21 protein-coding genes, 1 tRNA gene and 1 riboswitch are annotated in these 24,146 nt (G+C 43.2%); of the genes, 7 read left to right on the top strand and 15 right to left on the bottom strand.

Going from position 1 to position 24,146, the window contains the following annotated elements; all coding sequences use genetic code 11:
* The first annotated feature begins 4 nt into the window (after positions 1-4).
* Positions 5-1,435 (top strand): bifunctional D-glycero-beta-D-manno-heptose-7-phosphate kinase/D-glycero-beta-D-manno-heptose 1-phosphate adenylyltransferase HldE, encoded by a 1,431-nt coding sequence (gene hldE / locus G327_RS0117760; protein WP_019616155.1) that lies wholly within the window; start codon positions 5-7, stop codon positions 1,433-1,435.
* A gap of 52 nt (positions 1,436-1,487) precedes the next feature.
* Here hldE and G327_RS0117755 read toward each other — a convergent pair whose 3' ends face one another.
* Together G327_RS0117755 and tolC are read right to left on the bottom strand one after the other, a co-directional pair.
* A complete protein-coding gene (locus G327_RS0117755; RefSeq protein WP_019616154.1) occupies positions 1,488-2,132 on the bottom strand; it encodes a nitroreductase family protein in 645 nt (214 codons plus the stop codon).
* Between the two features lie 74 nt (positions 2,133-2,206).
* Positions 2,207-3,535: an outer membrane channel protein TolC gene (gene tolC / locus G327_RS0117750; protein ID WP_019616153.1), complete on the bottom strand. Its 1,329-nt coding sequence runs from the start codon at positions 3,533-3,535 to the stop codon at positions 2,207-2,209.
* A gap of 118 nt (positions 3,536-3,653) precedes the next feature.
* Between tolC and nudF the strand changes: the two genes are divergently transcribed.
* The 4 genes from nudF (at position 3,654) to parE (ending at position 7,936) form a co-directional block, all read left to right on the top strand.
* Complete coding sequence (gene nudF / locus G327_RS0117745; protein WP_019616152.1) at positions 3,654-4,304, top strand: ADP-ribose diphosphatase; 651 nt, start codon at positions 3,654-3,656, stop codon at positions 4,302-4,304.
* A gap of 211 nt (positions 4,305-4,515) precedes the next feature.
* Entirely contained in the window at positions 4,516-5,343 is an 828-nt protein-coding gene (gene cpdA / locus G327_RS0117740; protein WP_019616151.1) for a 3',5'-cyclic-AMP phosphodiesterase, read from the top strand.
* Positions 5,343-5,915, top strand: a complete 573-nt coding sequence (locus G327_RS0117735) for a YqiA/YcfP family alpha/beta fold hydrolase (protein WP_019616150.1) — start codon at positions 5,343-5,345, stop codon at positions 5,913-5,915. The genes cpdA and G327_RS0117735 overlap by 1 nt, the downstream gene beginning before the upstream one ends.
* Positions 5,916-6,046: 131 nt before the next feature.
* Positions 6,047-7,936, top strand: coding sequence for a DNA topoisomerase IV subunit B (gene parE, locus G327_RS0117730; protein ID WP_019616149.1), 1,890 nt, complete (start codon positions 6,047-6,049; stop codon positions 7,934-7,936).
* A gap of 148 nt (positions 7,937-8,084) precedes the next feature.
* On the opposite strand, the gene G327_RS0117725 is transcribed toward parE, so the two are convergent.
* From G327_RS0117725 to rsgA, 13 genes are all read right to left on the bottom strand, one after another.
* Positions 8,085-9,344 (bottom strand): cyclic di-GMP phosphodiesterase, encoded by a 1,260-nt coding sequence (locus G327_RS0117725; protein ID WP_019616148.1) that lies wholly within the window; start codon positions 9,342-9,344, stop codon positions 8,085-8,087.
* Between the two features lie 131 nt (positions 9,345-9,475).
* On the bottom strand, positions 9,476-10,327 hold the full coding sequence (locus G327_RS26200; protein WP_019616147.1) for an energy transducer TonB: 852 nt from the start codon (positions 10,325-10,327) through the stop codon (positions 9,476-9,478).
* A 6-nt stretch (positions 10,328-10,333) separates the two neighbouring features.
* On the bottom strand, positions 10,334-10,738 hold the full coding sequence (locus G327_RS0117715; protein WP_019616146.1) for an ExbD/TolR family protein: 405 nt from the start codon (positions 10,736-10,738) through the stop codon (positions 10,334-10,336).
* The gene (locus tag G327_RS0117710) at positions 10,735-11,733 is read right to left on the bottom strand and encodes a MotA/TolQ/ExbB proton channel family protein (RefSeq protein WP_019616145.1); all 999 of its coding nucleotides are present in this window, start codon (positions 11,731-11,733) and stop codon (positions 10,735-10,737) included. Before G327_RS0117710 ends, G327_RS0117715 begins: the two co-directional genes overlap by 4 nt.
* A gap of 83 nt (positions 11,734-11,816) precedes the next feature.
* Positions 11,817-13,019, bottom strand: coding sequence for an adenosylcobinamide amidohydrolase (locus tag G327_RS25045; RefSeq protein WP_019616144.1), 1,203 nt, complete (start codon positions 13,017-13,019; stop codon positions 11,817-11,819).
* A 2-nt stretch (positions 13,020-13,021) separates the two neighbouring features.
* Positions 13,022-13,831, bottom strand: coding sequence for an ABC transporter ATP-binding protein (locus tag G327_RS0117700; RefSeq protein ID WP_019616143.1), 810 nt, complete (start codon positions 13,829-13,831; stop codon positions 13,022-13,024).
* 13 nt (positions 13,832-13,844) lie between these two features.
* Complete coding sequence (locus tag G327_RS0117695) at positions 13,845-14,882, bottom strand: FecCD family ABC transporter permease (RefSeq protein ID WP_019616142.1); 1,038 nt, start codon at positions 14,880-14,882, stop codon at positions 13,845-13,847.
* The gene (locus G327_RS0117690; RefSeq protein WP_019616141.1) at positions 14,872-15,879 is read right to left on the bottom strand and encodes an ABC transporter substrate-binding protein; all 1,008 of its coding nucleotides are present in this window, start codon (positions 15,877-15,879) and stop codon (positions 14,872-14,874) included. Before G327_RS0117690 ends, G327_RS0117695 begins: the two co-directional genes overlap by 11 nt.
* 185 nt (positions 15,880-16,064) lie before the next feature.
* The gene (locus tag G327_RS0117685; RefSeq protein ID WP_019616140.1) at positions 16,065-17,882 is read right to left on the bottom strand and encodes a TonB-dependent receptor plug domain-containing protein; all 1,818 of its coding nucleotides are present in this window, start codon (positions 17,880-17,882) and stop codon (positions 16,065-16,067) included.
* A gap of 200 nt (positions 17,883-18,082) precedes the next feature.
* A riboswitch (cobalamin riboswitch) is annotated at positions 18,083-18,249 on the bottom strand.
* A gap of 164 nt (positions 18,250-18,413) precedes the next feature.
* Positions 18,414-19,481: a potassium channel family protein gene (locus tag G327_RS0117680; protein WP_019616139.1), complete on the bottom strand. Its 1,068-nt coding sequence runs from the start codon at positions 19,479-19,481 to the stop codon at positions 18,414-18,416.
* Between the two features lie 9 nt (positions 19,482-19,490).
* On the bottom strand, positions 19,491-21,029 hold the full coding sequence (gene ilvA, locus G327_RS0117675; protein ID WP_019616138.1) for a threonine ammonia-lyase, biosynthetic: 1,539 nt from the start codon (positions 21,027-21,029) through the stop codon (positions 19,491-19,493).
* A gap of 18 nt (positions 21,030-21,047) precedes the next feature.
* A complete protein-coding gene (gene asd, locus G327_RS0117670; protein WP_019616137.1) occupies positions 21,048-21,923 on the bottom strand; it encodes an archaetidylserine decarboxylase in 876 nt (291 codons plus the stop codon).
* A 69-nt stretch (positions 21,924-21,992) separates the two neighbouring features.
* Positions 21,993-23,033 (bottom strand): small ribosomal subunit biogenesis GTPase RsgA, encoded by a 1,041-nt coding sequence (rsgA, locus tag G327_RS0117665; RefSeq protein ID WP_019616136.1) that lies wholly within the window; start codon positions 23,031-23,033, stop codon positions 21,993-21,995.
* 318 nt (positions 23,034-23,351) lie between these two features.
* On the opposite strand from rsgA, the gene orn reads away from it, so the two are divergent.
* Together orn and G327_RS0117655 are read left to right on the top strand one after the other, a co-directional pair.
* Complete coding sequence (gene orn / locus G327_RS0117660) at positions 23,352-23,897, top strand: oligoribonuclease (protein WP_245542705.1); 546 nt, start codon at positions 23,352-23,354, stop codon at positions 23,895-23,897.
* Between the two features lie 173 nt (positions 23,898-24,070).
* Positions 24,071-24,145: transfer RNA gene (locus tag G327_RS0117655), tRNA-Gly, on the top strand.
* The last annotated feature ends 1 nt before the right edge of the window (position 24,146 follow it).

The raw sequence follows: 24,146 nt of genomic DNA, 5'->3' as shown, positions 1-24,146 counted from the left end.
CGACATGAAAATAACATTACCAGAATATACAAATGCCCAAGTTTTAGTTGTTGGCGATGTGATGTTAGATCGATACTGGCATGGTCCTACCGGCAGGATTTCTCCTGAAGCGCCTGTTCCAGTTGTTAAAGTAGAGCAGATTGAAGAGCGTCCGGGCGGCGCCGCCAATGTGGCATTAAATGTTGCCGCTCTTGGCGGTAAAGTTAACTTAATTGGGTTAGTTGGCAATGATGAGCCGGCGGCCGCTTTACGTAAAAGTCTACAGTCAGTACATGTTAATACTGATTTTGTTACTGTTGATAACTTTCCTACAATTACAAAACTACGTGTATTAAGCCGCCATCAGCAGTTATTACGTTTAGACTTTGAAGAGGGTTTCCATGATGTTGACAGCGCGCCTATTTTAGAGAAAATGCACACGCGCCTGGTTAATAATAATGATGTGGTTATTTTATCTGACTACAACAAAGGCTCATTAGCTGACGTACAGAATATGATTCAGCTTGCGAAAAAAGCCAATGCAAAAGTATTAGTGGATCCGAAAGGATCTGATTTTGAAAAATATCGCGGTGCAACGCTGCTGACACCGAATTTATCGGAATTTGAAGCGGTAGTGGGGACCTGCACAAGTGATCAGGAAATTGTTGAGCGCGGCCTGGCAATCATTAAAGAATTTGATCTTGAAGCGTTACTGGTTACCCGCAGTGAACACGGTATGACTCTGCTGCGTGAAGGTGTCGCGCCGTTCCACCTGCCGACGCAGGCACAGGAAGTTTATGATGTAACTGGTGCCGGTGATACGGTTATCTCCGTGCTGGCATCTTCACTGGCTGCCGGCAGTTCATTTGAACATGCATGTACATTAGCCAATGCCGCTGCTGGTGTCGTTGTCGGCAAAATCGGTACTTCAACAGTTAATACCATTGAACTGGCTAATGCGGTATACAGCCAGCAGGAAATTGGATTCGGTGTGCTTTCTGAAGAGCAGTTAAAACTGGCTGTTAAGCTTGCCCAGCACCGCGGAGAAAAGGTGGTGATGACCAACGGCTGCTTTGATATTTTACATGCTGGTCATGTTTCTTATTTAAACACAGCTCGAGAGCAGGGAGATCGTTTAATTCTTGCGGTAAACAGTGATCAGTCGGTACGCGGTCTGAAAGGTGAAGGGCGCCCGGTTAACCCGGTGGATCGCCGTATGGCAGTACTTGCGGGTTTAGGTGCTGTTGACTGGGTAATCGAATTTACGGAAGAAACACCACAGCGTTTAATTTCTGAAATACTGCCGGACCTTTTAGTTAAAGGCGGTGATTACAAACCTGAAGAAATTGCCGGCGGCAGTGAGGTAATTGCTAACGGTGGTGAAGTTCGAGTACTGCAGTTTGAAGAGGGCTGCTCAACCACTGAAATAATTAAGACTATCCGTAACGAAGCTTAATCATTTTTTAAAGGTAAAAAGAGAGGTTAAAAACCTCTCTTTTTTATCACGGCTATTTGATTTCAGTGATCATTTTTTCCTTGGGGAAGCGTACTTTCTGCGCTTTATCAAGGGTGTTAAAGTCATTTGTATCACGCGAGCCGATCACGGCACTGACCACCGAGGTTAAACCTTTTTCTTTTAAACCCAGCAGTTTATCCATTTTTTGTGTATCAAAACCTTCAATAGGACAGCTGTCCAGGTCGATCAGTGCGCAGGTAGTAAGAAACTGCCCGAAGACAAGGTATACCTGACGTTTTAACCATTCCTGTTTATCTCTTTCCGACATGCTGCCGACGTAATTATCAAGCATCGCCAGACGTCCTTCATTTATTTCAGCATCACGAGTAGAAGCTGTGAGCTGTTCAATTTCTAGTAGATCCTGCCTGGCAAATGTGGTTTTGGCACAAAAGACTAACAGATAGGAACTGTCTTTATATTTAGCCTGGTTACTTTCCCAGGTTGTTTCAGCCAGGCGTGCTTTTTCAGCCGGGCTGCTGATCAAATATAAATGCCATGCCTGTGAATTGATAGAGGTTGGGGCCAGCGGCAGGGTCTCTAATAAAAGGTTCAGCTTTTCCTGATCAACATCTTCACCGGCTTTAAATATTTTAGTGCTGTAGCGTTTTTGTATCGCTTTTTTTAGCTTTTCTAACACAGTTTTTCCCCTGTATCGCTTGTAAATAAAAAGGGAAGCACCCGGCTTCCCTTTTTTGCAATAATCATTAATGACTAGTTAGTGCTTTGTGGTTTTTCTTCAATCAGGCTTGCAGAAACATCGGTAATATCCTGCTCTGATAATGTACCCGCTGAGAATTTAAGCTGGAGCATATTAATAGTGTAATCGTAACGGGCGTTTGCCAGCTGATTTTCTGATGCGTACAAATTACGTGTCGCATCTAAAACATCAACAATAGTACGTGTACCCACTTCAAAACCAGCTTCTGTTGCTTCAAGTGCACTGCTTGAAGATTTTACAGTCTGCTCATAGGCGCGAATAGAACTGATTGATGCACGAACATTATTATAACCGCTGTTAATCTGTGCTTCAGTTGCCCGGAAAGCCTGTATTAAATCTTCACTGGCCATCACATAGCTGTACTGTGCCTGTTTCACTTGAGAAGTAATTCTGCCGCCCGTATAGAGGGGGACGTTTAAGCTTAGGCCGACGCTGCCGGAAGTGCTGTCAATATCCATCGTGTTGGATTCATCATAATCCTGATTTTTGTAACCGACACCCGCAGTTAAATCTAAAGTTGGCTTATGGCCGGTTTCTGCTAAATCGATCTGCATTTTTGCAACCTCTTTAGCAATGCGCATGCCGTGCAGATTAAGGTTATGCTCTAGCGCTTTATTGCGCCAAAGTTTAACGTCACCTTCAATACCTTGCGCTTCAAAGGTATCTTCATTTAAATATGCAACATTGGCGATATCTTCACCGGTTAATTCACGTAATGAATAATATGAATTTGCCAGTGCGTTTTCAGCATTGATTTGATCGGCTGTTGTTCTATCGTACTCAGCCTGTGCTTCATGAACATCAGTAATCGCAATTAAGCCTACTTCAAAGCGCTGCTTGGTCTGCTCAAGCTGGCGGGCAATCGCACGTTTATTTGCTTTAACTGACTGCACCGCTTCATCTGCACGTAACACATTAAAGTAAGCGGTAGCGGTTCTAAATATCAGATCTTGTGCCGCGTAACCATAGGCGGTTGCAAACTGCGTGGCTTGTTTTTCGGCAATATCGAACTGCTGCCAGTATGTCCCGCTATACAGAGACTGGGACAAAGACAGATCGGCACCATAGCTGCTGTTATCAGCTGCGCTTTCATTTGCAATAGTACGGCCTGCATTTAATCCGAAACCAATCTGCGGTAATAAAGCTGCATTAGCTTCTGTTACTTTTTCTGCGTACACATCATATTGTGCTTTGCTTTTAAGAATGGTGGGATCTTTGAGTTTAGCAACTTGATAAACCTGTAATAAATTATCTGCATTAACCGAGTAACTGAAAGTCGATAATGCGATTAAAGTTGAAATAGAAATTCTTTTTAACGTCATGGCAAAGCGTCCTGTGAGCAAAGCTAATAGTTGATAAAATTAGGCAAAAGAGAGTGTTCACTTAGTGTATTATAAAATATTAATATTATGTAATTATTTTAAGGGGGATTGGAAAAAAATGAACGAACATTCACTTTTAAGCTCGTCAGAGCAGATTCATTATGATCACAGCGATGTTGAAGTAGTAAAAAAAGAACCTTTATATAAAGGTTTTTTTGAATGTAATAAGTATACGTTAAAACACAAACTGTTCGCCGGCGGCTGGAGTCCGGAAATTCAGCGTGAGTTTTTTGAACGTGGACATGCAGCCGCTGTTTTACCTTATGATGCTCGAACCGATACGGTTGTACTGGTTGAACAGTTCCGTTTCGGCGCAATGGAGTGCCAACAGTCCCCCTGGCTGCTTGAATTAGTTGCCGGTATCATTGAAGAGGGCGAAGAAGCTGCTGAGGTGGTCAAACGGGAAGCGCTTGAAGAGGCGGGATTAACGGTTAAATCATGCTGCTTTATTCTTAATTTTCTGGTCAGCCCGGGCGGCACAACTGAGAAGATAGATCTGTTTATTGCCGATGTAGACAGCAGTGATGTCGGCGGCATTCATGGACTGGCTGAAGAAGGGGAAGATATCCGCGTGCACGTTGTTCCAAGAGAAACAGCTTATCAGTGGGTAATCGACGGCAAAATCAATAATGCGGCTGCTGTTATCGCGCTGCAGTGGCTGGAGCTCAATAAAGATACCTGGCTTGTGTCACATACTGACAACGGCTAGCCTGCATAATTGTCTGCCGGTCAGTCATTATTGGGTTATTGAAAGGCATGTTTATAAACGTAAATGTGCCTTTACCGACATTTTTAGCTATTTGTTGGTAATCGAGGCCCGCCTAATGGTAAAATTGTGCACTTAACGGCTTATATAAAAGCCGCTTAATTTATACTCAATAACAATATATTAACAAACGTTTAAAGCCGCAAAGAATGCTATGAAGACAAAAGTCGCACAATTAAAAGCAAATAAGCAGGGCTGTTTAGAGCTTCTGCAGATAACCGATACTCATCTTTTTGCTGATCGAGACAAGGATCTGCTCGGCATTAAAACGGTGCAGAGTTATGAAGCTGTCGTTGAGCATGCCCGTCAGTACTCGACTGACTGTCAGGCGGTTTTATCTACGGGCGATCTTTCTCAGGATCACTCCGCGCAGTCATATCTGGATTTTACCACTGAGATAAAAACCTTAGATATGCCCTGTTACTGGCTGCCGGGCAACCATGATATACAGACTATAATGCTGCCGAGTTTATTAGAGCAGGGGTTGGCACGGACAACACAAATCAGCAGTGAATACTGGCAGATAATTTTACTAGATTCGCAGGTTGAAGGTGTTCCCCATGGATTTTTAAGTGACACACAATTATGTTTCCTAGAAGAAGCGTTAGCTGAACATCCTTATAAACATACTTTAATTTGTATCCATCATCATATTTTACCCGTCGGCTCTGCCTGGTTAGATCAGCATATATTAAAAAATAATGAGCAGTTTTTAGATCTAATTAAGCCCTTTAAAAATATACGCGCAGTTTTATCCGGGCACGTTCATCAGGCAAGTGATGTCAATCAGGACGGTGTGCGTTTTTTAACAACGCCGTCAACCTGTGTGCAGTTCAAACCCAATTCCGATGACTTTGCATTAGACTCGCGCGCTCCCGGCTACCGTTATTTAGGACTTCACAAAAACGGTGAGATTGAAACTAAAGTTGAGCGGATAGAGCAGGGAGCATTTACTGTTGATGAGGATGCAAAAGGTTATTAATGGCACAGATCTTATTGTCATTACACGGCTTTCATAGCTCTCCGGGATCCTTGAAAGCGAAGCAGATGTCTTCCTACTTAAGTGAGTTCTTTCCTGATATTCAGTTTATCTGTCCGCAGCTGCCGTCATTGCCGGAACAGATGTGGGCAATGGTTGAATCTCTGTTTGCACAGCACAAGCATGATCAGATTGCGGTAATGGGAAGCTCTCTGGGCGGTTATTTAGCCGCAAAAGCTGCACAGCAGTATTGTGTGAATGTTGTACTGATAAATCCGGCTGTTTACCCTTATCATTTATTAGAAGCATATGCCGGCAGGCAGGTACACCCGTATACGGGGGATGAGTATCAGATTGATCAGCATTTTATGACTCAGTTAAAATCCCTGGAAGTGCCGTTGTTAAGCAGACCTGAAAAATGCTGGGTTTTATTACAAAAAGAAGACGAAGTTTTAGATTACCGTCAAGCCTTCGACAAATACAAACAGTGTAAAATAAGCTGTGAAGAGGGAGGCAATCACAGCTTTGCCGGTTTTGAACGTTATCTGCCGGATATTATTAAGTTTCTATTTTAATTTCCCATACTAGATACGCCAGGCAGTTATCTCCTTTAACTCTTCAAACAATTATTAGCTTTAAATATTCATCATCTGACGCACTGCGTAAGATTTTATACAATCATTGATTTTCCAAGATAGGTACAAGCATGAGCGAGCAATACAATTCAGATTCCATTGAGGTACTAAACGGACTGGATCCTGTCCGTCACCGCCCTGGAATGTACACCGAAACCTCACGCCCCAATCATCTTGGTCAGGAAGTTATTGATAACAGTGTCGATGAAGCACTAGCCGGGCATGCCGGTTCGATTCAAGTCATATTACATGAAGACCAGTCATTAGAAGTTATTGATGACGGTCGAGGGATGCCGATAGATATCCACCCTGAAGAAGGCATTTCCGGAGTGGAGCTGATTTTCTGTAAACTGCATGCAGGCGGTAAGTTCTCAGGTAAAAACTATGAAATATCCGGCGGCCTGCACGGAGTTGGGATCTCGGTAGTTAACGCTTTATCAACACGTATTGATGTGCATATTCGCCGTGACGCTAAAGTTTTTCATATTGCTTTTGAACATGGTGAAAAAGTTGAAGAGCTGCATCAAGTTGATACCTGTGGTAAACGTAATACCGGAACCAGCGTACATTTTCGCCCGGATCCAAAATATTTTGACAGTGCTAAATTTTCCGTATCACGTTTACTACACCTGCTTAAGGCCAAAGCGGTGTTGTGTCCGGGTTTAAGCATTAAGTTTAAGGATAAAGTTAATAAAAATAACTATGAATGGTGCTATCAGGACGGTTTAAATGATTACTTAATTGAAGCTGTTTCAGAAAATGAGCTGCTGCCGGCGGCTCCTTTTGTCGGAAAGTTTACGGCCAATAGAGAAACTGCAGACTGGGCAGTCGTGTGGCTGCCTGAAGGCGGCGACTCTATCTCCGAGAGTTATGTAAACTTAATTCCAACAGCGCAGGGCGGCACGCACGTTAACGGTTTTAGACAAGGTTTATTAGATGCGATGCGGGAGTTCTGTGATATCCGCAATCTGCTGCCGCGCGGTATCAAATTAAGTCCGGAAGATATCTGGGATAAATGTGCTTATATTCTTTCCGTTAAAATCAAAGAGCCGCAGTTTGCCGGCCAGACTAAAGAGCGCTTATCTTCACGCCAGTGTGCGGCTTTTGTTTCCGGCGTTGTTAAAGATGCCTTTAGTTTATGGCTGAATGCAAATGTTAATGAAGCAGAGCTTCTTGCTGAATTCTGTATTAATAATGCTCAGACCCGTACCCGCAAAAGTAAGAAAGTTGCCCGCAAAAAAATAACTCAGGGCCCGGCACTGCCGGGTAAATTAACCGACTGTTCAACACAGGAGCCGGAACGCGGTGAGCTTTTCCTGGTGGAAGGGGACTCGGCGGGAGGCTCTGCAAAACAAGCGCGAGACAGAGAATTTCAGGCGATTCTGCCGCTTCGAGGTAAAATAAAAAACACCTGGGAGGATGACTCTGACGTTATTTTAAATTCAGAAGAGATCCATAATATTTCTGTGGCAATTGGTATCGACCCTGCGAGCGCTGATTTGTCTGCTTTGCGTTACGGTAAAATCTGTATCCTTGCTGATGCCGATTCGGATGGTCTGCATATTGCGACCTTAGTGTGTGCCCTTTTTGTACGTCACTTCAGACATGTGGTTGATGCCGGTCATTTTTATGTCGCTATGCCGCCTTTATACCGGATTGATATCGGTAAAGAAGTTTTTTACGCTCTAGATGAGGATGAAAAAGAGGGGGTTCTAGACCGTATCGAAGCCGAGAAAAAGCGTGGTAAGGTCAATGTACAGCGCTTTAAAGGGCTGGGTGAAATGAACCCGGATCAGCTCCGTGAAACAACCATGGATCCGAATACCCGTCGTCTGGTGCAGTTAACTACCACGGATGCGGATAAAATGTTAGAGATGATGGATATGTTATTAGCTAAGAAGCGTGCCGGTGATCGTAAGGTCTGGCTGGAAGACCGCGGTGATATGGCATCGGTTGATTAAAAGTAACTAATACAAGAAAGCCCGGATTTGAAGTGACCCCCAATAGTTGGACAAGCAATTATTGAGGGTCTTTTTTTATGTCCAGATATAGTCGTGAGTTAAAGCTCACCATTGCAAAATGCATTTTGAATGATAACGGGTATATAGCTTAACTTTCTTCCTGGTGTTCAAAGTAATAATTTACCCGGGCTCTTGGATTCAGATATTCCTGAATATTTTCCGGCAGCCTGCTTGGAATAATAACTTTTTCAATGGTTATATCTTTTTCGCTTAATGAGATAATCGGCGCATCATTTTTAGGAATTGACGGATCATAGATCATTACATTCGGCTGTAGTATATTTGTTTTACTTACGCTCATTACAAGCGCCAGCTTTTCATTGGAAAGCTGTACAATACATCCCGGCGGGTATACGCCTAGCTCTTTGATTAACAACCCTAATACTTTTTTATTAAGCTGTTTTCCTTTGTTCTTATAAAGGTAAGATAAAGCATGGTAGGGAGTACGGCTCGGGTGTTTATTGGTTGGATTACAGATATTGTCATATTCATTAGCGATGGTGACAATTTGTGTTAACAGACTGATCTGATCGCCGCTTAGTTTCAGCGGATAGCCGCTGCCGTCTAGATATTCGTGATGCTGACTGACGATTTCACTTACTGACTGCGGGAACCCTTGAATATTATTGATTTTGTCTAACGCAAAACGCACGTGCATTTTATAATAATTGTTCTCAGCTGGGGTTATCTGTGGTCTGTTGTGCAGTATCTGATTAGGTATTTTACTTTTCCCTAGATCGTGAAATAAAGCGCCGAGCCCCAGATATATTAACTCCTGCTCTGATAATGCCAACGCTTTACCAAGGATCATAGACAAAATAGCAACATGAAAGACATGACTATGATATTTGTCTCCCTCTTGCCCCTCCTCCATTAAATGCATCATAGTACTGTTGCTTTTGTTGAGCTTACCGGTTATGCCGCTGATTAACTCCTTGGCGTCCTCTAAAGCCATCGGAGCCTGGTGCTCCAGTTTTAAATTAATTGAGCGCACCACGGAAAGCGACTGTTTGAAATCATTTTCACATCTGCGTAAATTTCTTAAATAGGATTTCTGCTCTTCAACTTTACGTTCTTTCTCTAACCACAATTCATTTAAATAGGTATTCTCTCCGTCATCGATCTGTTGTTCATCTTTTATGTCTTTTCTAGGAGGAAGCGGAGAGGTGTCACTTTTTTCGGGAATATAAATAACAAAGCTGAAGTCTAGCGACTGCAGCGCTTTGATCTGCTCCTGCTCTTGAATTTTGAAGCTGCTGAAAAGAAACGGATGACCTCCCCAGGAGCAGGGAAGCTGAATATACAAGCCGATAGTCAGTCTGTCGGTTGATAGTTTTATCTTGCTCATTTAGTCTCCAACCATGCCCGAGTAATCCTCTTTAAGCTTAAACTTAATTCATCGCATTGCGAGGTTTTGTAAAAAATAATAACAGGATATTCGAACCTGGTTCTTAGTATTCGGCTGTTATAAATGGTGGGCTACTTTAACCCAAAGCGGAACGAAAAAAGTTGTTCTGTGGTAATTTTTTCGTCACCTTTATGTGCCGGCATAAACCGCTCTTTAGCGATAAATTCAAGCACGGCATTATCTAAAATAGGGTAACCGCTGGAGGTCATTACTTTAGGGTTTTTAGGCCTGCCGCTCATGGTTACGGTTAATTTTACTACTACTCTTCCCTGCTGATTACGCAGAATAGCACGATTCGGGTAGGTCGGTTTATTGCCGGAAACCACGATAGCCTCCTGCAGTACTCCCAGTTTCTCTGTTGAAGGAGCCGCCGCATTATTCGCAGGAGAGGCTTTGAATACACGTTTAGGTTTGTCCTGCTGCTTGATAACTTCGCTGCTGAGCGGCGGCTGCTTGGCTGTTTTTAGCGGTTTGTTTATTTTTTTCACTGGTGCTTTTCGAGTGACTGGCGCAGCTGGTAAATCTAGGTAGAAATCCTTTTCAAACTGCTCGCTTTTTAATAAGGCGTCACTTTCTGCACTGGTTTCATGGATACTTTTGCGCAGTTCCTGGTTGGCTATTTTTATCTGCGATTCACTTTGTGTTTGTACGACCGCTGCTGCTATTGTTTTTTTCTCTGCCTGGGGAGCCGATCTTTTTGCTGGTTCCTGTTGTTTAACAACAGCCTGAGCCTTAACTTTTTCTATAGGCACGGCTTCAGGCCGCGGCGGCGCGACTTCTAGAAACTGAACCTGCATTGACTGTTTTTCAGAATTTAACTGGATCGGAGTAACAATAGTCACCTGGGAGTTATAATAAAAAAACAGCCCGTAAAGCAGGATGCTGAGTATAAAAAAAGGAAAGTAATGACCAATATATTTCATGATATTCTAATTGTCTTTTTCTGCTGCAAAAGTGACATGTTCAAATCCGGTTGAACGCAGTTTGTTTAAAATGGATAAAGCGATACCTAAGTCGGCCTTCTGATCGCCGCGAATTAATATCGGTAATGTTTTTTTATGCTGCAGGGCGCTAACCTGTGTAAGAAAGTCCTGTGTCGATGAAGGCTGTTCATTTACAAAAATCTGGTTTTCTGCATTAATACTGATGGTCAGCATCTCTTTTGTCTGTAACTCACTGACCGCCACCTGAGGTAGAACAATTTTGATGCTGCTCTGTACGGTCATTGTTAACATAACAAAAATAAACAATATCAACAGCAGAAAAATCACATCAATAAGAGGAAGCAGTTCAACACGCGCCGGCTGCAGAAAGCGCCGCTTATGTAGTTTCATCGAGCCTCCTTGCCTGCTCTCTGCTGATCTTTAAGATGAGTAGTCTCCTGCAGCTCCTGCAGTTCTACCTCATTAACGCCAAAGAATTCATCCTTGTCATTAACGGCATCGCTGTACATTTCAGCTAATGATTCCTGAGAGGTTTTATGCAGCTCTTTCATCTCATCATCATGAATACTGACTTTCACCTCGTCTGAGCCTTCTTTAAACTCATAGTGGTAGGGCATCTCACTATGCTCAGCTACGGTATCTGTTTTACTCTTAGATGCCGGCTTCCCGTATAAGCAGTCTTCCTGAGCCTGCATTATTTCACTCATCTGGTTAGTTACCAGACTTTTTTGATGGCAGATATGATAAAACTCGCTGCCGACGCTTTCAAGATGCAGGGTTAGTTTTTGAATCTGCGAACGGAACAGGTTATAAGGCAGCAGCGCCAACAGTGCTACAAAGAGACCGGCAGCTGTTGAAATCAATGCCTGGGCGATTCCGCCGACAACTGCGCTAAGGTTCTCAGCCCCCTGCAGGCTTAAACTATTAAATGAGTCGATAATGCCTAATACCGTGCCTAAAATACCCAGCATAGGGGCAAGGGTGATCACAGTGTCCAGCAGTGACTGCCCGCGGGACATGGCACTTATCTGTATTTCTGCGTAGGATTCCATTTTTTCGTTAGGCGAAAAAGGCAGTGCATTGATTCCGTGTTCAAGCATTTTTAGAGCCGGGGTATCAAGTTTCTGGCAGTGCAGTAAAGCATCGGTTCTTTCATGTTTGTTTAATGATGCAAAGCAGTCATGCAGCGGAAAATGCTCCTCTTTAAAGTGGTAGTTCAGCCAGATAAAACACCTTTCCAAAGTCACGATAGTAGCTAAAAAAGAGGTGATCAGTAATAACCACATCACTACGCCGCCCTGTTGAAACCATTCCGGCATATTCTGCTGGATCTGCTGAAAAATAGACGAGCCTGCAACGGTATTTAGAGTGCTGTCCAGTGCCATGTTTGTTTGATTCCTATAATTATTTTTTCATATTGAGCTTAGGACAGTCTGGAAAATGTTGTTAACTGTCGAGGCTGTTGATATCAATTAGACTCTCTCTTAAACTGCCATTTCTGCTCTATTCCGAAGATAAATGCCCGGCTTATTAAAGTACCTAAATCAGCTTGTGAAAATGCTGTCAGCTGGCGATGGAACTGCTCAAAAAGAGTCATATTAACGCTTAATGAGGCACTGAGCAAAGCACATTGGTTAATCCGCTGCTGTTGTGCCGTGCTGCTCGCAATTGTATTACTGAGTAAGTTGTCTTCAATGGATGCCAGTGCGTAAGCGCTGGATACAATTAGAGGGTCGCTTAATAATACTTCGATATTATTTTCGATATGTACATAAAGTAAGGGGGCACAGGACTCTTTTATATCATATAACAGCTTTTCCCGGCTGATAGAAAAACGCGCCAGGGCGTAACAAAAGTGCTGCGTTTTTACTTGATCGAAACCATTCTGTCTACATAACGCACTGTGCAGCGCTTCGATACAGGATAATGCAATCAGTTCACCAAGTTTACTATGTCCCCCTGACCATTGCCTTTCCGTTAATTTATTTTTCCGGGGGTCTTCAAGTGTGCTGGCTATAATATACTGATCGGTCCCTGTGCCGGTTGCCAGGCGGGCAGAGTAATTACTTTTTACTGCCAGCTGGCGCAATGCTTCGGTTTTTGCTTCGCATAAAGTTACCGCTGCCCGTGCCGTGGCGCCTTTGGATAATGCCTGATTGATCAGCACAATTAAATTAATGGTGCCGGCCTGCTGATGCGGCTCTGTACAGCTTTCAATGCCGTTATCACTTTCATGCCAGGTCGTTTTATCGCCGGCACAAAGTGCATTTGACTCAACACCGGCTGTCGCAAGCACAGTAACACGGAGATCTTTATAGCTGTGCTGTGCAATCGCGTGATTATTCATATTTACAGCGGTATTAAGCAGTACTGTTGTTTCACCTGGAATGCCAAGACTGCGGCACTGAAGGTGGTGATACTGCGATGCTGATAAACTGTTTAAATAGTTTGAGTGAACTGACTGCGGCACGGGATCACAGCTTTGATGGTTGACTAAATGGGTTAAGTCATCGCAAAGCCCGCCGTTAACGGGACAACTTGATAAAACTCTGTGCCTGTTTAATAAGTATATTCCGATAAAACGGCCCTGCTGCTTAATAGTAAACAACTCTGTCTGCAGGAGCGGGAATCCGTTCTCTAGTAGGTGTAGATCGGTAGCTGAGCTGGGCATCTTTAACCTGCCTGTTTAGGATGGAACGGTTTGATATTAGCCAGACTGATTGTATTGTTGGTTTTAATAATATCTGTCTGAATAGAAAAATATCGTGCCAGGTTCTCATGGTTAAGTACCTGCTCGGGTGTGCCGTCTGCGACAATGCTTGTACCCTGATGATCTGTGTTTTTACCAATTAGAATCAGGCGGTCGCAGTAGGCAGCCGCCAGGTTAAGGTCATGAAGTGCGGTAATTGCCAGTTTACCGTTTTGGCTAAGTGACTTTATCAGCTCAAGTGTCTCAATCTGATGGCAGATATCTAAACTTGCGATCGGCTCGTCCAGTAAAATAGTCGGGGCCTGCTGAGCAAGTGCCCGGGCGATAATAACCCGCTGCTTTTCACCGCCTGAAAGTGTATTCACAAAACGGTCCTTAAGATGCAGAATATCTGTTTCCGCCATAGCGCTGTTGATATGTTCTGTATCTTCCTCGGTTTCTAGTTCAAAGGGGCCGAGATAAGGATTTCTGCCCATGGCTACTAATGCCTGCGTGGTAAAAGCATAAGGTAATTCAATAGACTGCGGTACAAAGGCTAACTGTTTGGCTATTTCACGGCGTTTTTGTGAATGAATTTCGCTGCCGTTAAGACTGATCTTACCTGACTGCTGTTTAATTAAACCTAAAAGCAGCTGCAGCAGGGTGCTTTTACCTGCACCGTTGGCACCGATCAGGCCGACAAACTGACCAGCTTCAAATTTTAGATGAATATCCGTCAATAACGGTTTTCTATCGTAAGAAAAACACAGATTAGAGCAGCTTAAAGGTGACATATTTATAACCCGGTTAACTTAAAATAAAGCGTTGTTTGATTAAAAGAAAAAGAAAGAACGGTGCGCCTAATGCAGCTGTAACTACGCCGAGCGGGATTGCCTGTTCGGCAAAGAAGCTGTTTAAAAACAGATCCGCTCCCAGCAGGGTAACTGCGCCGCCGAGTAAACAAGCAGGCAGCAGATAACGGTGTGAAGGGCCTAGGATTAAACGCAGAATATGCGGTACGACTAAACCGATAAAACCTATGCCTCCGACAACGGAAACTGATGCGCCGACCATTGCGGTGCTAATAATCAGTAGGTTACGGCGAGTCCTGCGTACATCAACCCCGACAGATAATGCATGCTGCTCTCCGAGCAGCAGCAGATCCAGCTGCTTGCTGTAAAACAGCAGCAGTATAAAACCGCTGACTACTATCGGTAAAATAATCAGTACATGATCCCAGGTGCGCCCGTCGAGTCCGCCCATTGTCCAGTAGATGATCATCCGTGCCACATCCCAGTTGCTCAGTGACAGCGCTAATAATAATGATGTTGCCGCTACATTAAGTGCGCTCATAGCGACGCCGGAGAGCAGCAGCGTTGCTATATTTGTCTGTCCGCGGGTTGATGCAACGCGGTAAACTATGCTCAGAGAGATACCCGCGCCGATAAAAGCGAACAGCGGAATCGCCCATGCGGAAATTAAAGAGGCACCAAGGTAAATGGCTGTTACCGCACCTAACGAAGCACCCGACGAGACGCCCAGCACAGAAGGTGAAGCAAGCGGATTACGGAACATACCCTGCATGACTAAACCACATAATGCCAGACTTGCTCCGGCAAACAGGGCGATAATCATGCGCGGCAGGCGCACATCTAAAATAATGCTGCTTTGCCAGTTAGGGATATCACTGCTTGCGGGCGTGAATAAGCTTTGTTTCAGGATGGTCATAACAGCCGTTAATGAGATATCGGCGGGCCCCTGTAAAATGCCCAGGACCGATAAGCTGATAAACAGAGCCGTTAGAAAAAGTAGAGCTGACTGTATTGAACGTATATTACTGAGCATTGATGTTCTCTTGCGGGTAAGTACTGATATCAGGATGAAGCAGTTTTGCTATTGCCTCCACCCCTTTAATACGATGCTGTGAGATACTTCTTAACCAGGTGCCGGGTACTGCATAAACACGCTGTTTTTTTACTGCCGGTACATCTGACCAGGCTTTTTTACTGCTTAATACAGTTGCAGGAGATTCCTGCCCGTTATCCTGATTAAAAACCCACTGGTTCATTACAATCACATCCGGCTGCAGTGATATAGCCAGTTCTTCACTTATTTTATTTTCTCCATCGGCTAATACTCCGGCGGCGACATTGATACCGCCGGACAGTTGAATCGCTTCATCCATCAATGAATTTGCGCCTACACTGTAGCCGTTAAGATCGTAATAGAGCACCCGTAATTTAGGTTTGTCTTTAACTTGTGCTTTTATATGCTGGATGCGTTTTTCGACAGCACGGATAATTTTCTCTGCCTGCACTTTGTTGTCGGTAACACTGGCAACAAGTCGAATATTATTATAAATATCAGCAAAGGAGTTAAATTCACTTAGACGTACGACGGAGATGCCGCTGCGCAGAAGATAGCGCACGGTTTCCGGGTTGCTGTACGAAGCGACAAAAACCAGGTCAGGCTGCAGAGCCAGCATAGATTCGATTTCACCCTGAGTACGACTGATGCTTTTATCATAAAAACCGACAATATTAGACAGGCTGGGATAATCAATATAGCTGCTTACCGCAACTAAGCGCTGCTGGTTAATTAAATCAGAGAGAATATGGTCGGTAGACAGGGTGGCAGAAATAATACGCGCAGGGGGCTTTTCTAAGACAAAGCGTATACCTGTGGTATCCAGCAGTATTTTTGGAAATTCTTCTCCCTGTACTTGAGTGGTAAAATTGCCGTGCCCCTCTTCAAAGAGTACAAAGAGTTCTTTTTTGAATTGGATAAAAACAATAAATAGCAGTAAGAAAAAGACAAATAAAATCAGTTTGAAATTGTTCATTTTGCCCTTAGATAAACGAATAAATAAATCTTATAACTAGTCCAAAGCGTACACAGCCTGGCATGGTGCGTTAAGAAATAATGCTTTTATTACTGTTGATAAAAGTGACTCGCCATCAAGGCAAAAGCCACTTAACGTAACATACTAAAGTAAATAAATAGAAGCTGCTATTTACCCCTGGTTTTCTATAAATTAGCACCAAGCGTTAACTGATATGTTCTGCCGTCTGCATTGTAACCATCGTGAAACTGTTTGCCATTATCAGTAATGTTATTAATGCTGAAACCAACATTGATATGTTTGATAACTTGATAACTAATTGCAAAATCAAGAAGGTGAACAGCATCTAACTCCCCCGATGAGGCCGTACGTTCACCTATGTATGAATAGATAAATTTAGGTGTAATGCTATTGGTAACATTATATTGAAAGCTTGATGAACCAGACCATTCAGGCACATTATCTAACTGCTCGTTAGTGCTTTTATCAATGCTCTCACTGTAAGCGCCCGCAATATCAAAAATGAAGTTTGATGCGTTATACTGCATGTAAACTTCAGCGCCTTTTATTTCAACTTCGCCGATGTTAAACGGAGACCAAGTCCAAGAGCCTGGTGCAATAGGCGCCCATTCAATTTTATTATCAAGTGAGCCGGTGTAAATATTGAATTTTAGCGGGATATGCGCGCTCTGTGTATCAATATTGTGCGTCAATGATAGTTCTAACATCTCTCCCTCTTCCGCTTCTAAGTTAGCGTTGCCAGTGTCTGGCCAGTAAAGATCATTGTATGAAGGGGCTGTAAATGAGGTTTTGTAACTCAGGCTTGCAGTATTGAATAATGAAAATCCTGCTGAATAAGTCAGTGCATCACCAAAGTCAGAGTAATTGTCATTGCGCAGGCCGCCGGAAACATTGAGGTAATCTGTTACATCGCTGCTGAAAGCAATGTATAAAGCTTTTTGGTCACGGTCTTCACCATTTTCGTTAGAGTCATATTCTGAATGGATAAATTCACCGCCGAGATTAACTGTAACTTTACTCCACTCACTGTTTAAGTGCAGCTGCGTCAATGTTTCATCGGTTGAGTAGAGATCAACATCTGTTGAGTTATGGTGCCCCGCCTCTAAATCAACCTGTGCTGATGAAAGAGTAAACTCAGAAGAGAAATGCTTATTAAACACTTGGATATATTTACCGGTTAACTGTAGTGTATCCTGTGTTGTTTCGGCTTTACCGGCACTTGGGAATGACTCGTAAATCTCTAAGTCAGAGGTACCGTTATTAATCGCTAAAGATAAACGGCTGCTCTCTGTTACATAGGCTGCATAGCTGCTCATCGAATAGGTTTGGTAGCCAAAATCATCTTCAGAAGCTTCAATAAAGTCATAACCATCTGACTTATCGACTTCAAACGAAGTCATTACATGGAATTTACCAAAGTTATCGGCATAAACCCCACCAAGTCGGTTGGTATTATGTGAGCCTGTGCTGATATTAAGCTGGGCGTCCGATGTTGCGCCGGTTTTAGTGATGATGTTAATAACACCTGTTAGCGAGCTAGAACCGTACAATGATGCCTGTGCTCCGCGAATCACTTCAATTAATTCAATCGACTCCACCGGAATATCAGGGATACTTTGGCTGCCCAATGTAGATGTTGGAAAAGCAACACCATTTAAAAGGTACAGTGTGTATTTATCGGAAAGACCGCGGTGATAATTACTGCTGTTATGCTTTGATGTGCCAGAGTTGGTATTTACAAATCCAGGAGAGTTCTCAGAAATAAGCTGGTCTAGTGATTTGTTAATATCAGTACTGCCTGGCACGATTTTAATCACGCTGTCACCACTGTAGTTTTGCGTAGTGGCATTAGGCGCGCTATGGCCTTTTCTGATCAGTACATTCATACGCTCATCTGATTGAAGCGAATCGTTGGCAAGCGTTTGGGCGCTATATAAACTCAGTAGTGCAAGTGTGATTGGAGTGATACGTAAGTGCGGCATGCTTCTTCCTTGTTATTTTATATTAAATATAAGAAAGTCTGCTGTTCGAGGTTCTACGGGAAGGCGGTGGCCTTTCATATCTGCTGAGCAACAAAGACTTTCTCTGGCTCGCCACCATTACGAATACCGAAAACAGCTGCATTTTTTAGGGCTGTGTTTCGGATGCTGATTTACGTTCCAGTTAAGCCGACCCGCTTAGTGGACAGTGACGTTTTTATGCTGGTATCTGACTATAGTTTTTACATGGTAAAAACTTACACAGTTGCGGGGGCAGTGCATGCTGTTTTCCACCTTTAAGCAGGTGAAACATGCTTCCCATTTAATCCTCACTTTTGTGATATGAGGAACATAAAGAAGACGATTATAGGTAAATAGTAATCACTGTCAATAAGCCAAAATGCATTAAAACACATTAATGTACTGACTGGTACATGGTGGCCTGTGTAAACAAGGTGTTGTTAATTCTGCCTCATAAAACATTGAGTTAAAATTAATTTATGTTTTATTGAGTCAGGGCAAAGGAATTGAATATTAGTATAATTCACTCCAGTTTATCTCGCTGGCATCAACCCGTTCGTCGGCAATGTAATGCAGGTAATCGGCGCTGTGCACAAGCGTATTCGCCTGTGGATTTAACTGCATTTTGTCACCATTCTTAAAATGGCTTAAACCTATTACAATCATGCCGTTATTGCTTTTCAGCTGATTGAACAACAGTCCGAAAGACAGGGGTTTTATAAGCTCCGGTGTTTTTATGCTGTATAAGGTTGCGCCGCTCAGGGTGGAAAGCAGCTGCTCTGCCACCTGGCTTGAGCCCGGATCCTGCATGCTTCTTACCATCATCTGCGAGCTGGTATCAACACTGCATTCAATCTGCGGGCAGTGAATTTTTAATAACTCTGCTTTACTCTTATCAAAAAAATGGGCGGATATATTGGCGTCTGGGCTGGCGTAGGTGGCGATACTTAAAGCGATAGACAAGGTTTCATCATCGGACCTGCCGTCGACAATGATGCGTTTCGCTTTACTGAGAGCGATGCGCTGCAGTTCTTCGGTATCTGAAAAAGTACGTAATCGGACAAAAGATATTTCACTACTGTCAGGAAACGGATTTTTCATATCATCGGTTACACAGAGTAATATCTGGCGTTTCTTACGCTTTTTGTCTCCGAGTATTAACTTTATGATCTGCTCTGTAGAGTGCTTATTCCAGCATAATAATAGGATGTGGTCATCATAGTGATAGAAGTCGTTAGTACCGATCATGTTGGATCTCGCTATATTGATAAACAGTTGGGTTATTTTACCGATGAAAGTGGCAAAAATGATCAGTCCCGATGGTATCTGGAAAGCGGAGACGATGATTTTTCCTAGGTGAGTTGCCGGGCTGAAATCACCAAATCCGACAGTTGAGATAACCACCATGTTGTAATAAAGAAACTGTAACGGATTTCGGGTTAACTCTGTTTCACCGGCCAAAACAAACAGCAGGTAGGTAATGCCTGCCTGCGCAAGCACCAGAATAAACATCATCGGCCAGGTCAGCTGCCGGGTTAAGCGGCGAAGATGTTTTTTTATTCGTATTGGTAAGAACATCATATACCGTCCCTAGTGCTGACCCTGTTGAGATAAAAAGAAACGATAGGACTGATTTTGAGTCTCGTCTTTATAACTGTAGCCGAGTGCATCTAAATGTTCACTGAAGGTATCGGTATTGTGTTCATCTAACTCAAAACCAGCTAATACCTGGCCGTAAGCCGCCCCATGGTTACGGTAATGAAAAAGTGTAATATTGGCATGTGTACCGAGCATATTTAAAAACTTAAGCAGTGCATTCGGGTGCTCAGGAAATTCAAAACTGTACAGGCGTTCATTTAAGTTGTTGACTGGTGCGCCTCCGACCATATAGCGCACATGTAGTTTTGCCATTTCATCATCACTTAAGTCCGCGACAGAATAACCGGTTTTAGCCAGTTTTTCAGTAAGTGCCGTTAATTCCTCAAAACCGAGCGGGGTGCGTATACCAACAAAGATATTTGCTGCTTTAGGTGAGTTAAAGCGGTAGTTAAATTCAGTGATTGCACGGCCGTCAAGCTGGTTGCAGAAGTCCAGAAACGCACCTTGCCTTTCTGGAATAGTAACAGCAAGAATACTCTCTTTCTGCTCGCCTAATTCACAGCGTTCGGAGACATAACGCAGACCATGAAAGTTAACATTTGCACCACTTAAAATCGCGCTCAGACGTTCATTCTTCAGCTCATGCTGGTGGCAGTATTTTTTCAATCCTGCTAATGACAGTGCACCAGAGGGTTCTGATATAGCGCGTGTATCATCAAAGATATCTTTGACAGCTGCGCAGATTTCATCACTGTTGACGGTAATAACTTCATCGATATATTTCTGACATAAACGAAAGGTTTCTGTGCCGATTGTTTTTACGGCAACACCATCTGCAAATAAACCCACTTTGTTTAAGGTGACCGGCTGTCCCTGCTGCAGTGCTTCTTTTAAACAGGCTGCATCTTCGGGTTCAACGGCAATGATTTTTATATCGGGCAGCAGCTGTTTTATATAAACGGCAATGCCGGCTGCTAAACCGCCGCCGCCGACAGGGATAAATATTTTATCCAGATGGGCGTCCTGCTGCAGTAACTCTTTAGCAATGGTACCCTGGCCGGCAATAACGTCCGGATCATCAAAAGGGGGAATTAAGGTGTAACCGTGCTGCGCAGCCAGCTCTTTACAGTGTGCGCTGGCTTCATCGAAAGCCTCTCCAAACAAAACCACACCTGCACCTAATGCTCGTACCGAATTTACCTTAATGTCAGGTGTTGTACGGGGCATAACAATAGTTGCTTTCAGTCCCATCCTTTTAGCGGAGAGAGCAACGCCCTGGGCATGGTTGCCGGCCGAAGCCGCAATGACGCCTTTTTGTTTCTGCTCTTCCGTTAAGTTAGCCAGCTTATTGTAAGCACCGCGTAATTTAAACGAATGAACCGGCTGCAGGTCTTCACGTTTTAATAAAACATGATTATTTAAACGGGCTGACAGCTTAGTTAAAGGCTGCAGCTTAGTTTCAACTGCAGCTTCATAAACAGGTGCAAGTAATATTTTTTTTAAGTATTGTGCTGCTGATAATTGGGACATTCGCTGTAAAATTTCCTGTTAAGATTCTTTGCTTGTTTGTGCTTCTATTTCTGCTTTTGCAAAAAGTTCACCTAAACGAGTAACTGATCCTGCCTGCAGATCTTCAGAGAATGTGATGCTGTCTTTAGGAAATAAAGCCACAATCGTACTGCCTAGTTTGAAACGACCCATTTCTGCGCCTTTTTCAAGGATGATATCTTTATCTTTATAATCCCAGTATTGAATCTCTTTTTTATCTGCTTTTAGCGTGCCTGCCCAGACTGTTTCGATACTGGCGACAATTGTTGCGCCGACTAATACCATTGCCATCGGTCCAAGAGCGGTAGAAAAGATGGCAACGGCACGTTCATTACGTGCAAATAAATTCGGCACATTTTCTGCGGTGAGCGGGTTAACTGAAAACAGATCGCCGGGAATAAAGATCATCTGTTCTAGTTTACCGGTTACAGGCATATGAATACGGTGATAATCTTTCGGTGCCAGATAAATGGTTGAGAATAATCCGTCATCAAAAGGGACTGCCACATCATCGCGTCCGCCTAACAGCTCCCGCAAACTAAAGTCATGTCCTTTAGCCTGGAAAATTCGACCTGCTTTAATGTCACCTAACTGGCTTACGCAGCCGTCAACAGGAAGTGCCAGGTTGTTTTCTCCTTCAATAATCGTGCGCGCACCGTTTTTTAATTCACGGGTAAAGAAGTCATTGAAGGTATCAAAATAAACCGGGTCAGAATGTTTCGCTTCATCCATGTTTATTTCAAACTTAGCAATAAACTGTTTAATTAAAAAAGTAGTTAGTTTACCTGCTTTGGCAGCTGCTAATTTACCCGTTAAACGAGAAATAAGATGTTTGGGTAAAAGGTACTGGCCAGTAATTTTAAGCTGGTCGATCATAGTTTTTTACTCTCTTCAATATTGGTAATAAGGGAATTTATTTATAATAATTAATAAAGTCATTAAATATCAATAAGTATTTGGATTACGGTTACGTGCATTTTTTGCATCGTCCATGGTCTCTAATATACGCAGAAAACTATGGTAACGGGCCGGGTGAATTTCACCAGCCTCAACGCCTGCGACTAATGCACAGCCCGGATCGTTTTTATGTTTGCAGTCCCGGAAGCGGCAGCCGCCTAAATGTTTTCTAAACTCAATAAAGCCGGATGCAATACGCTCAGCTTCTAAGTGCCATAATGAGAATTCGCGAATTCCCGGGCTGTCAATTAAATCACCACCGTCGGCGAAATGATACAAACGTGCAGTGGTGGTGGTATGTTTACCTAAGCCAGAGCCTTCTGAAATTTCACCGGTTACTGCTTCAACTTCAGGCAGCAGAGTGTTTAACAATGACGTTTTACCGACACCGGACTGGCCGACAAAAATATTAATTTTGTCTTTCATCGCGCCTTTTAAGTCATCAAGACCGTCACCGTGCATTGAGCTGTATAGAACTTTGTAGCCGATATCCCGGTAACTCTGTAGTTCCTGATCAACAAACTTTGCTGATTGATCGTCTAAAAGATCACTTTTATTTAAAACGATAATAGGTGTAATGCCAATATCTTCGCAGGCAACTAAATAACGATCGATAATATTGCGGGAAAATTCCGGCGCAATTGAGCTGACGATAATAATATGATCAATATTGGCGGCGATTGGCTTTATACCGTCATAATAATCTGGACGTGTTAATACGGTTTTACGTGGATGAACAGCTTCTACAACGCCGCTGATCCCGTGATAAGATTCCTTGCCGGCACGCCATACCACTCGGTCTCCAGTGACTAGTGATTTTACTGCTCGGCGTAAATTGCAGCGTTCAATATTACCCTTTTCGTCTTCAATATCAGCATGCTGTCCAAAGCGGCTGATTACTATGCCTTGAAGCTGCGGGCCAAGTTCAGATTCGTCCCATTGTTTGTTCTCATTTTTTGTCAGACGCTTATTCTGGTTGCTTTGAACACGGCGAACTTGATTTTTACTGAGTCGTTTCTTCTTAGCCACAGGTTTCCTTAGCTATCACTAATTGTATTAATGACGTATCATACTATATTTTTAAGTAACGTACTCAAAGCACTTGTAAATAGAAATTGACAGTTTAGTTGGAATGCCGGGAAGAGCGTGCGATAAATAGAGAGATAACCTCCTCTTAACCTAACTCAGCTGTATGGAATTTCTTCTGACTATTATAGAAGCAAGTTAAGAAACAGCCGGATCCGGGAGTTGCGCCTGTATCTGGCTTCATCTTAACTTGTTGATTTATATGCTTGCAAAGTGTTGGGTGCATGGAAAGAGCCCTCTCTAGCAGAGAAAAGGATCACAATAAGCATGAATGAAAATAACCTTGTCTGGATTGATTTAGAGATGACTGGATTAAATCCAGATACAGATCAGATAATCGAGATCGCGACCATAGTCACTGATAGTGATTTAAATATAATTGCTGAAGGCCCTGAGTTTGTTATCCATCAAAGCAAAGAAGTTATGGATGCGATGGATGAGTGGTGTACCGAGCATCATGCGAGTTCTGGTCTAACGGCGCGGGTTATCGCAAGTAAAGTAAGCTGTGCCCAGGCAGAGCTGGCGACTCTGGAATTTTTAAAAAAATGGGTTCCTGCTGGAGCGTCACCATTATGTGGTAACAGTATTGGTCAGGATCGCCGTTTTATGGTTCGTCAGATGCCTGAATTAGAAGATTTTTTCCATTATCGTAATATTGATGTCAGTACGGTAAAAGAGTTAGGACGCCGCTGGGCGCCGGAAATGACTAATGCACACAAAAAAGCGGGTACGCATTTAGCACTGCACGATATTCGAGAATCAATCTCGGAACTGCAGCATTATCAGAAACACTTCTTTAAGTTCTAGGGTTGTTTAATAAATAAACTGGTTTGGTTAAAAACTCAGCAGGCAGGCTTTGTGAACTGAAAAATCAGTAAAAAAAGCTTGCATTCATCTGCCTCCACTCTATAATGCGCACCTCATACGAAGCAGGTGTCACTTAGATCCCAAACGGCTTTTTATGAGAAATAAGATGTGATGCGGTACTAGCTCAGTGGTAGAGCACAACCTTGCCAAGGTTGGGGTCAAGAGTTCGAATCTCTTGTACCGCTCCAA

Source organism: Psychromonas ossibalaenae ATCC BAA-1528 (genome assembly GCF_000381745.1).
Taxonomy (GTDB): domain Bacteria; phylum Pseudomonadota; class Gammaproteobacteria; order Enterobacterales; family Psychromonadaceae; genus Psychromonas; species Psychromonas ossibalaenae.
This window is presented reverse-complemented; position numbering and strand designations above follow the sequence as displayed.

What these genes read in the sequence shown, in the direction of transcription:
- hldE (WP_019616155.1), top strand. Translation starts at nt 5, where the DNA reads ATGAAAATAACATTACCAGAATATACAAATGCCCAAGTTTTAGTTGTT.
- tolC (WP_019616153.1), bottom strand. Translation starts at nt 3,535, where the DNA reads ATGACGTTAAAAAGAATTTCTATTTCAACTTTAATCGCATTATCGACT.
- nudF (WP_019616152.1), top strand. Translation starts at nt 3,654, where the DNA reads ATGAACGAACATTCACTTTTAAGCTCGTCAGAGCAGATTCATTATGAT.
- cpdA (WP_019616151.1), top strand. Translation starts at nt 4,516, where the DNA reads ATGAAGACAAAAGTCGCACAATTAAAAGCAAATAAGCAGGGCTGTTTA.
- G327_RS0117735 (WP_019616150.1), top strand. Translation starts at nt 5,343, where the DNA reads ATGGCACAGATCTTATTGTCATTACACGGCTTTCATAGCTCTCCGGGA.
- parE (WP_019616149.1), top strand. Translation starts at nt 6,047, where the DNA reads ATGAGCGAGCAATACAATTCAGATTCCATTGAGGTACTAAACGGACTG.
- G327_RS0117725 (WP_019616148.1), bottom strand. Translation starts at nt 9,344, where the DNA reads ATGAGCAAGATAAAACTATCAACCGACAGACTGACTATCGGCTTGTAT.
- G327_RS26200 (WP_019616147.1), bottom strand. Translation starts at nt 10,327, where the DNA reads ATGAAATATATTGGTCATTACTTTCCTTTTTTTATACTCAGCATCCTG.
- G327_RS0117715 (WP_019616146.1), bottom strand. Translation starts at nt 10,738, where the DNA reads ATGAAACTACATAAGCGGCGCTTTCTGCAGCCGGCGCGTGTTGAACTG.
- G327_RS0117710 (WP_019616145.1), bottom strand. Translation starts at nt 11,733, where the DNA reads ATGGCACTGGACAGCACTCTAAATACCGTTGCAGGCTCGTCTATTTTT.
- G327_RS25045 (WP_019616144.1), bottom strand. Translation starts at nt 13,019, where the DNA reads ATGCCCAGCTCAGCTACCGATCTACACCTACTAGAGAACGGATTCCCG.
- G327_RS0117700 (WP_019616143.1), bottom strand. Translation starts at nt 13,831, where the DNA reads ATGTCACCTTTAAGCTGCTCTAATCTGTGTTTTTCTTACGATAGAAAA.
- G327_RS0117695 (WP_019616142.1), bottom strand. Translation starts at nt 14,882, where the DNA reads ATGCTCAGTAATATACGTTCAATACAGTCAGCTCTACTTTTTCTAACG.
- G327_RS0117690 (WP_019616141.1), bottom strand. Translation starts at nt 15,879, where the DNA reads ATGAACAATTTCAAACTGATTTTATTTGTCTTTTTCTTACTGCTATTT.
- G327_RS0117685 (WP_019616140.1), bottom strand. Translation starts at nt 17,882, where the DNA reads ATGCCGCACTTACGTATCACTCCAATCACACTTGCACTACTGAGTTTA.
- G327_RS0117680 (WP_019616139.1), bottom strand. Translation starts at nt 19,481, where the DNA reads ATGATGTTCTTACCAATACGAATAAAAAAACATCTTCGCCGCTTAACC.
- ilvA (WP_019616138.1), bottom strand. Translation starts at nt 21,029, where the DNA reads ATGTCCCAATTATCAGCAGCACAATACTTAAAAAAAATATTACTTGCA.
- asd (WP_019616137.1), bottom strand. Translation starts at nt 21,923, where the DNA reads ATGATCGACCAGCTTAAAATTACTGGCCAGTACCTTTTACCCAAACAT.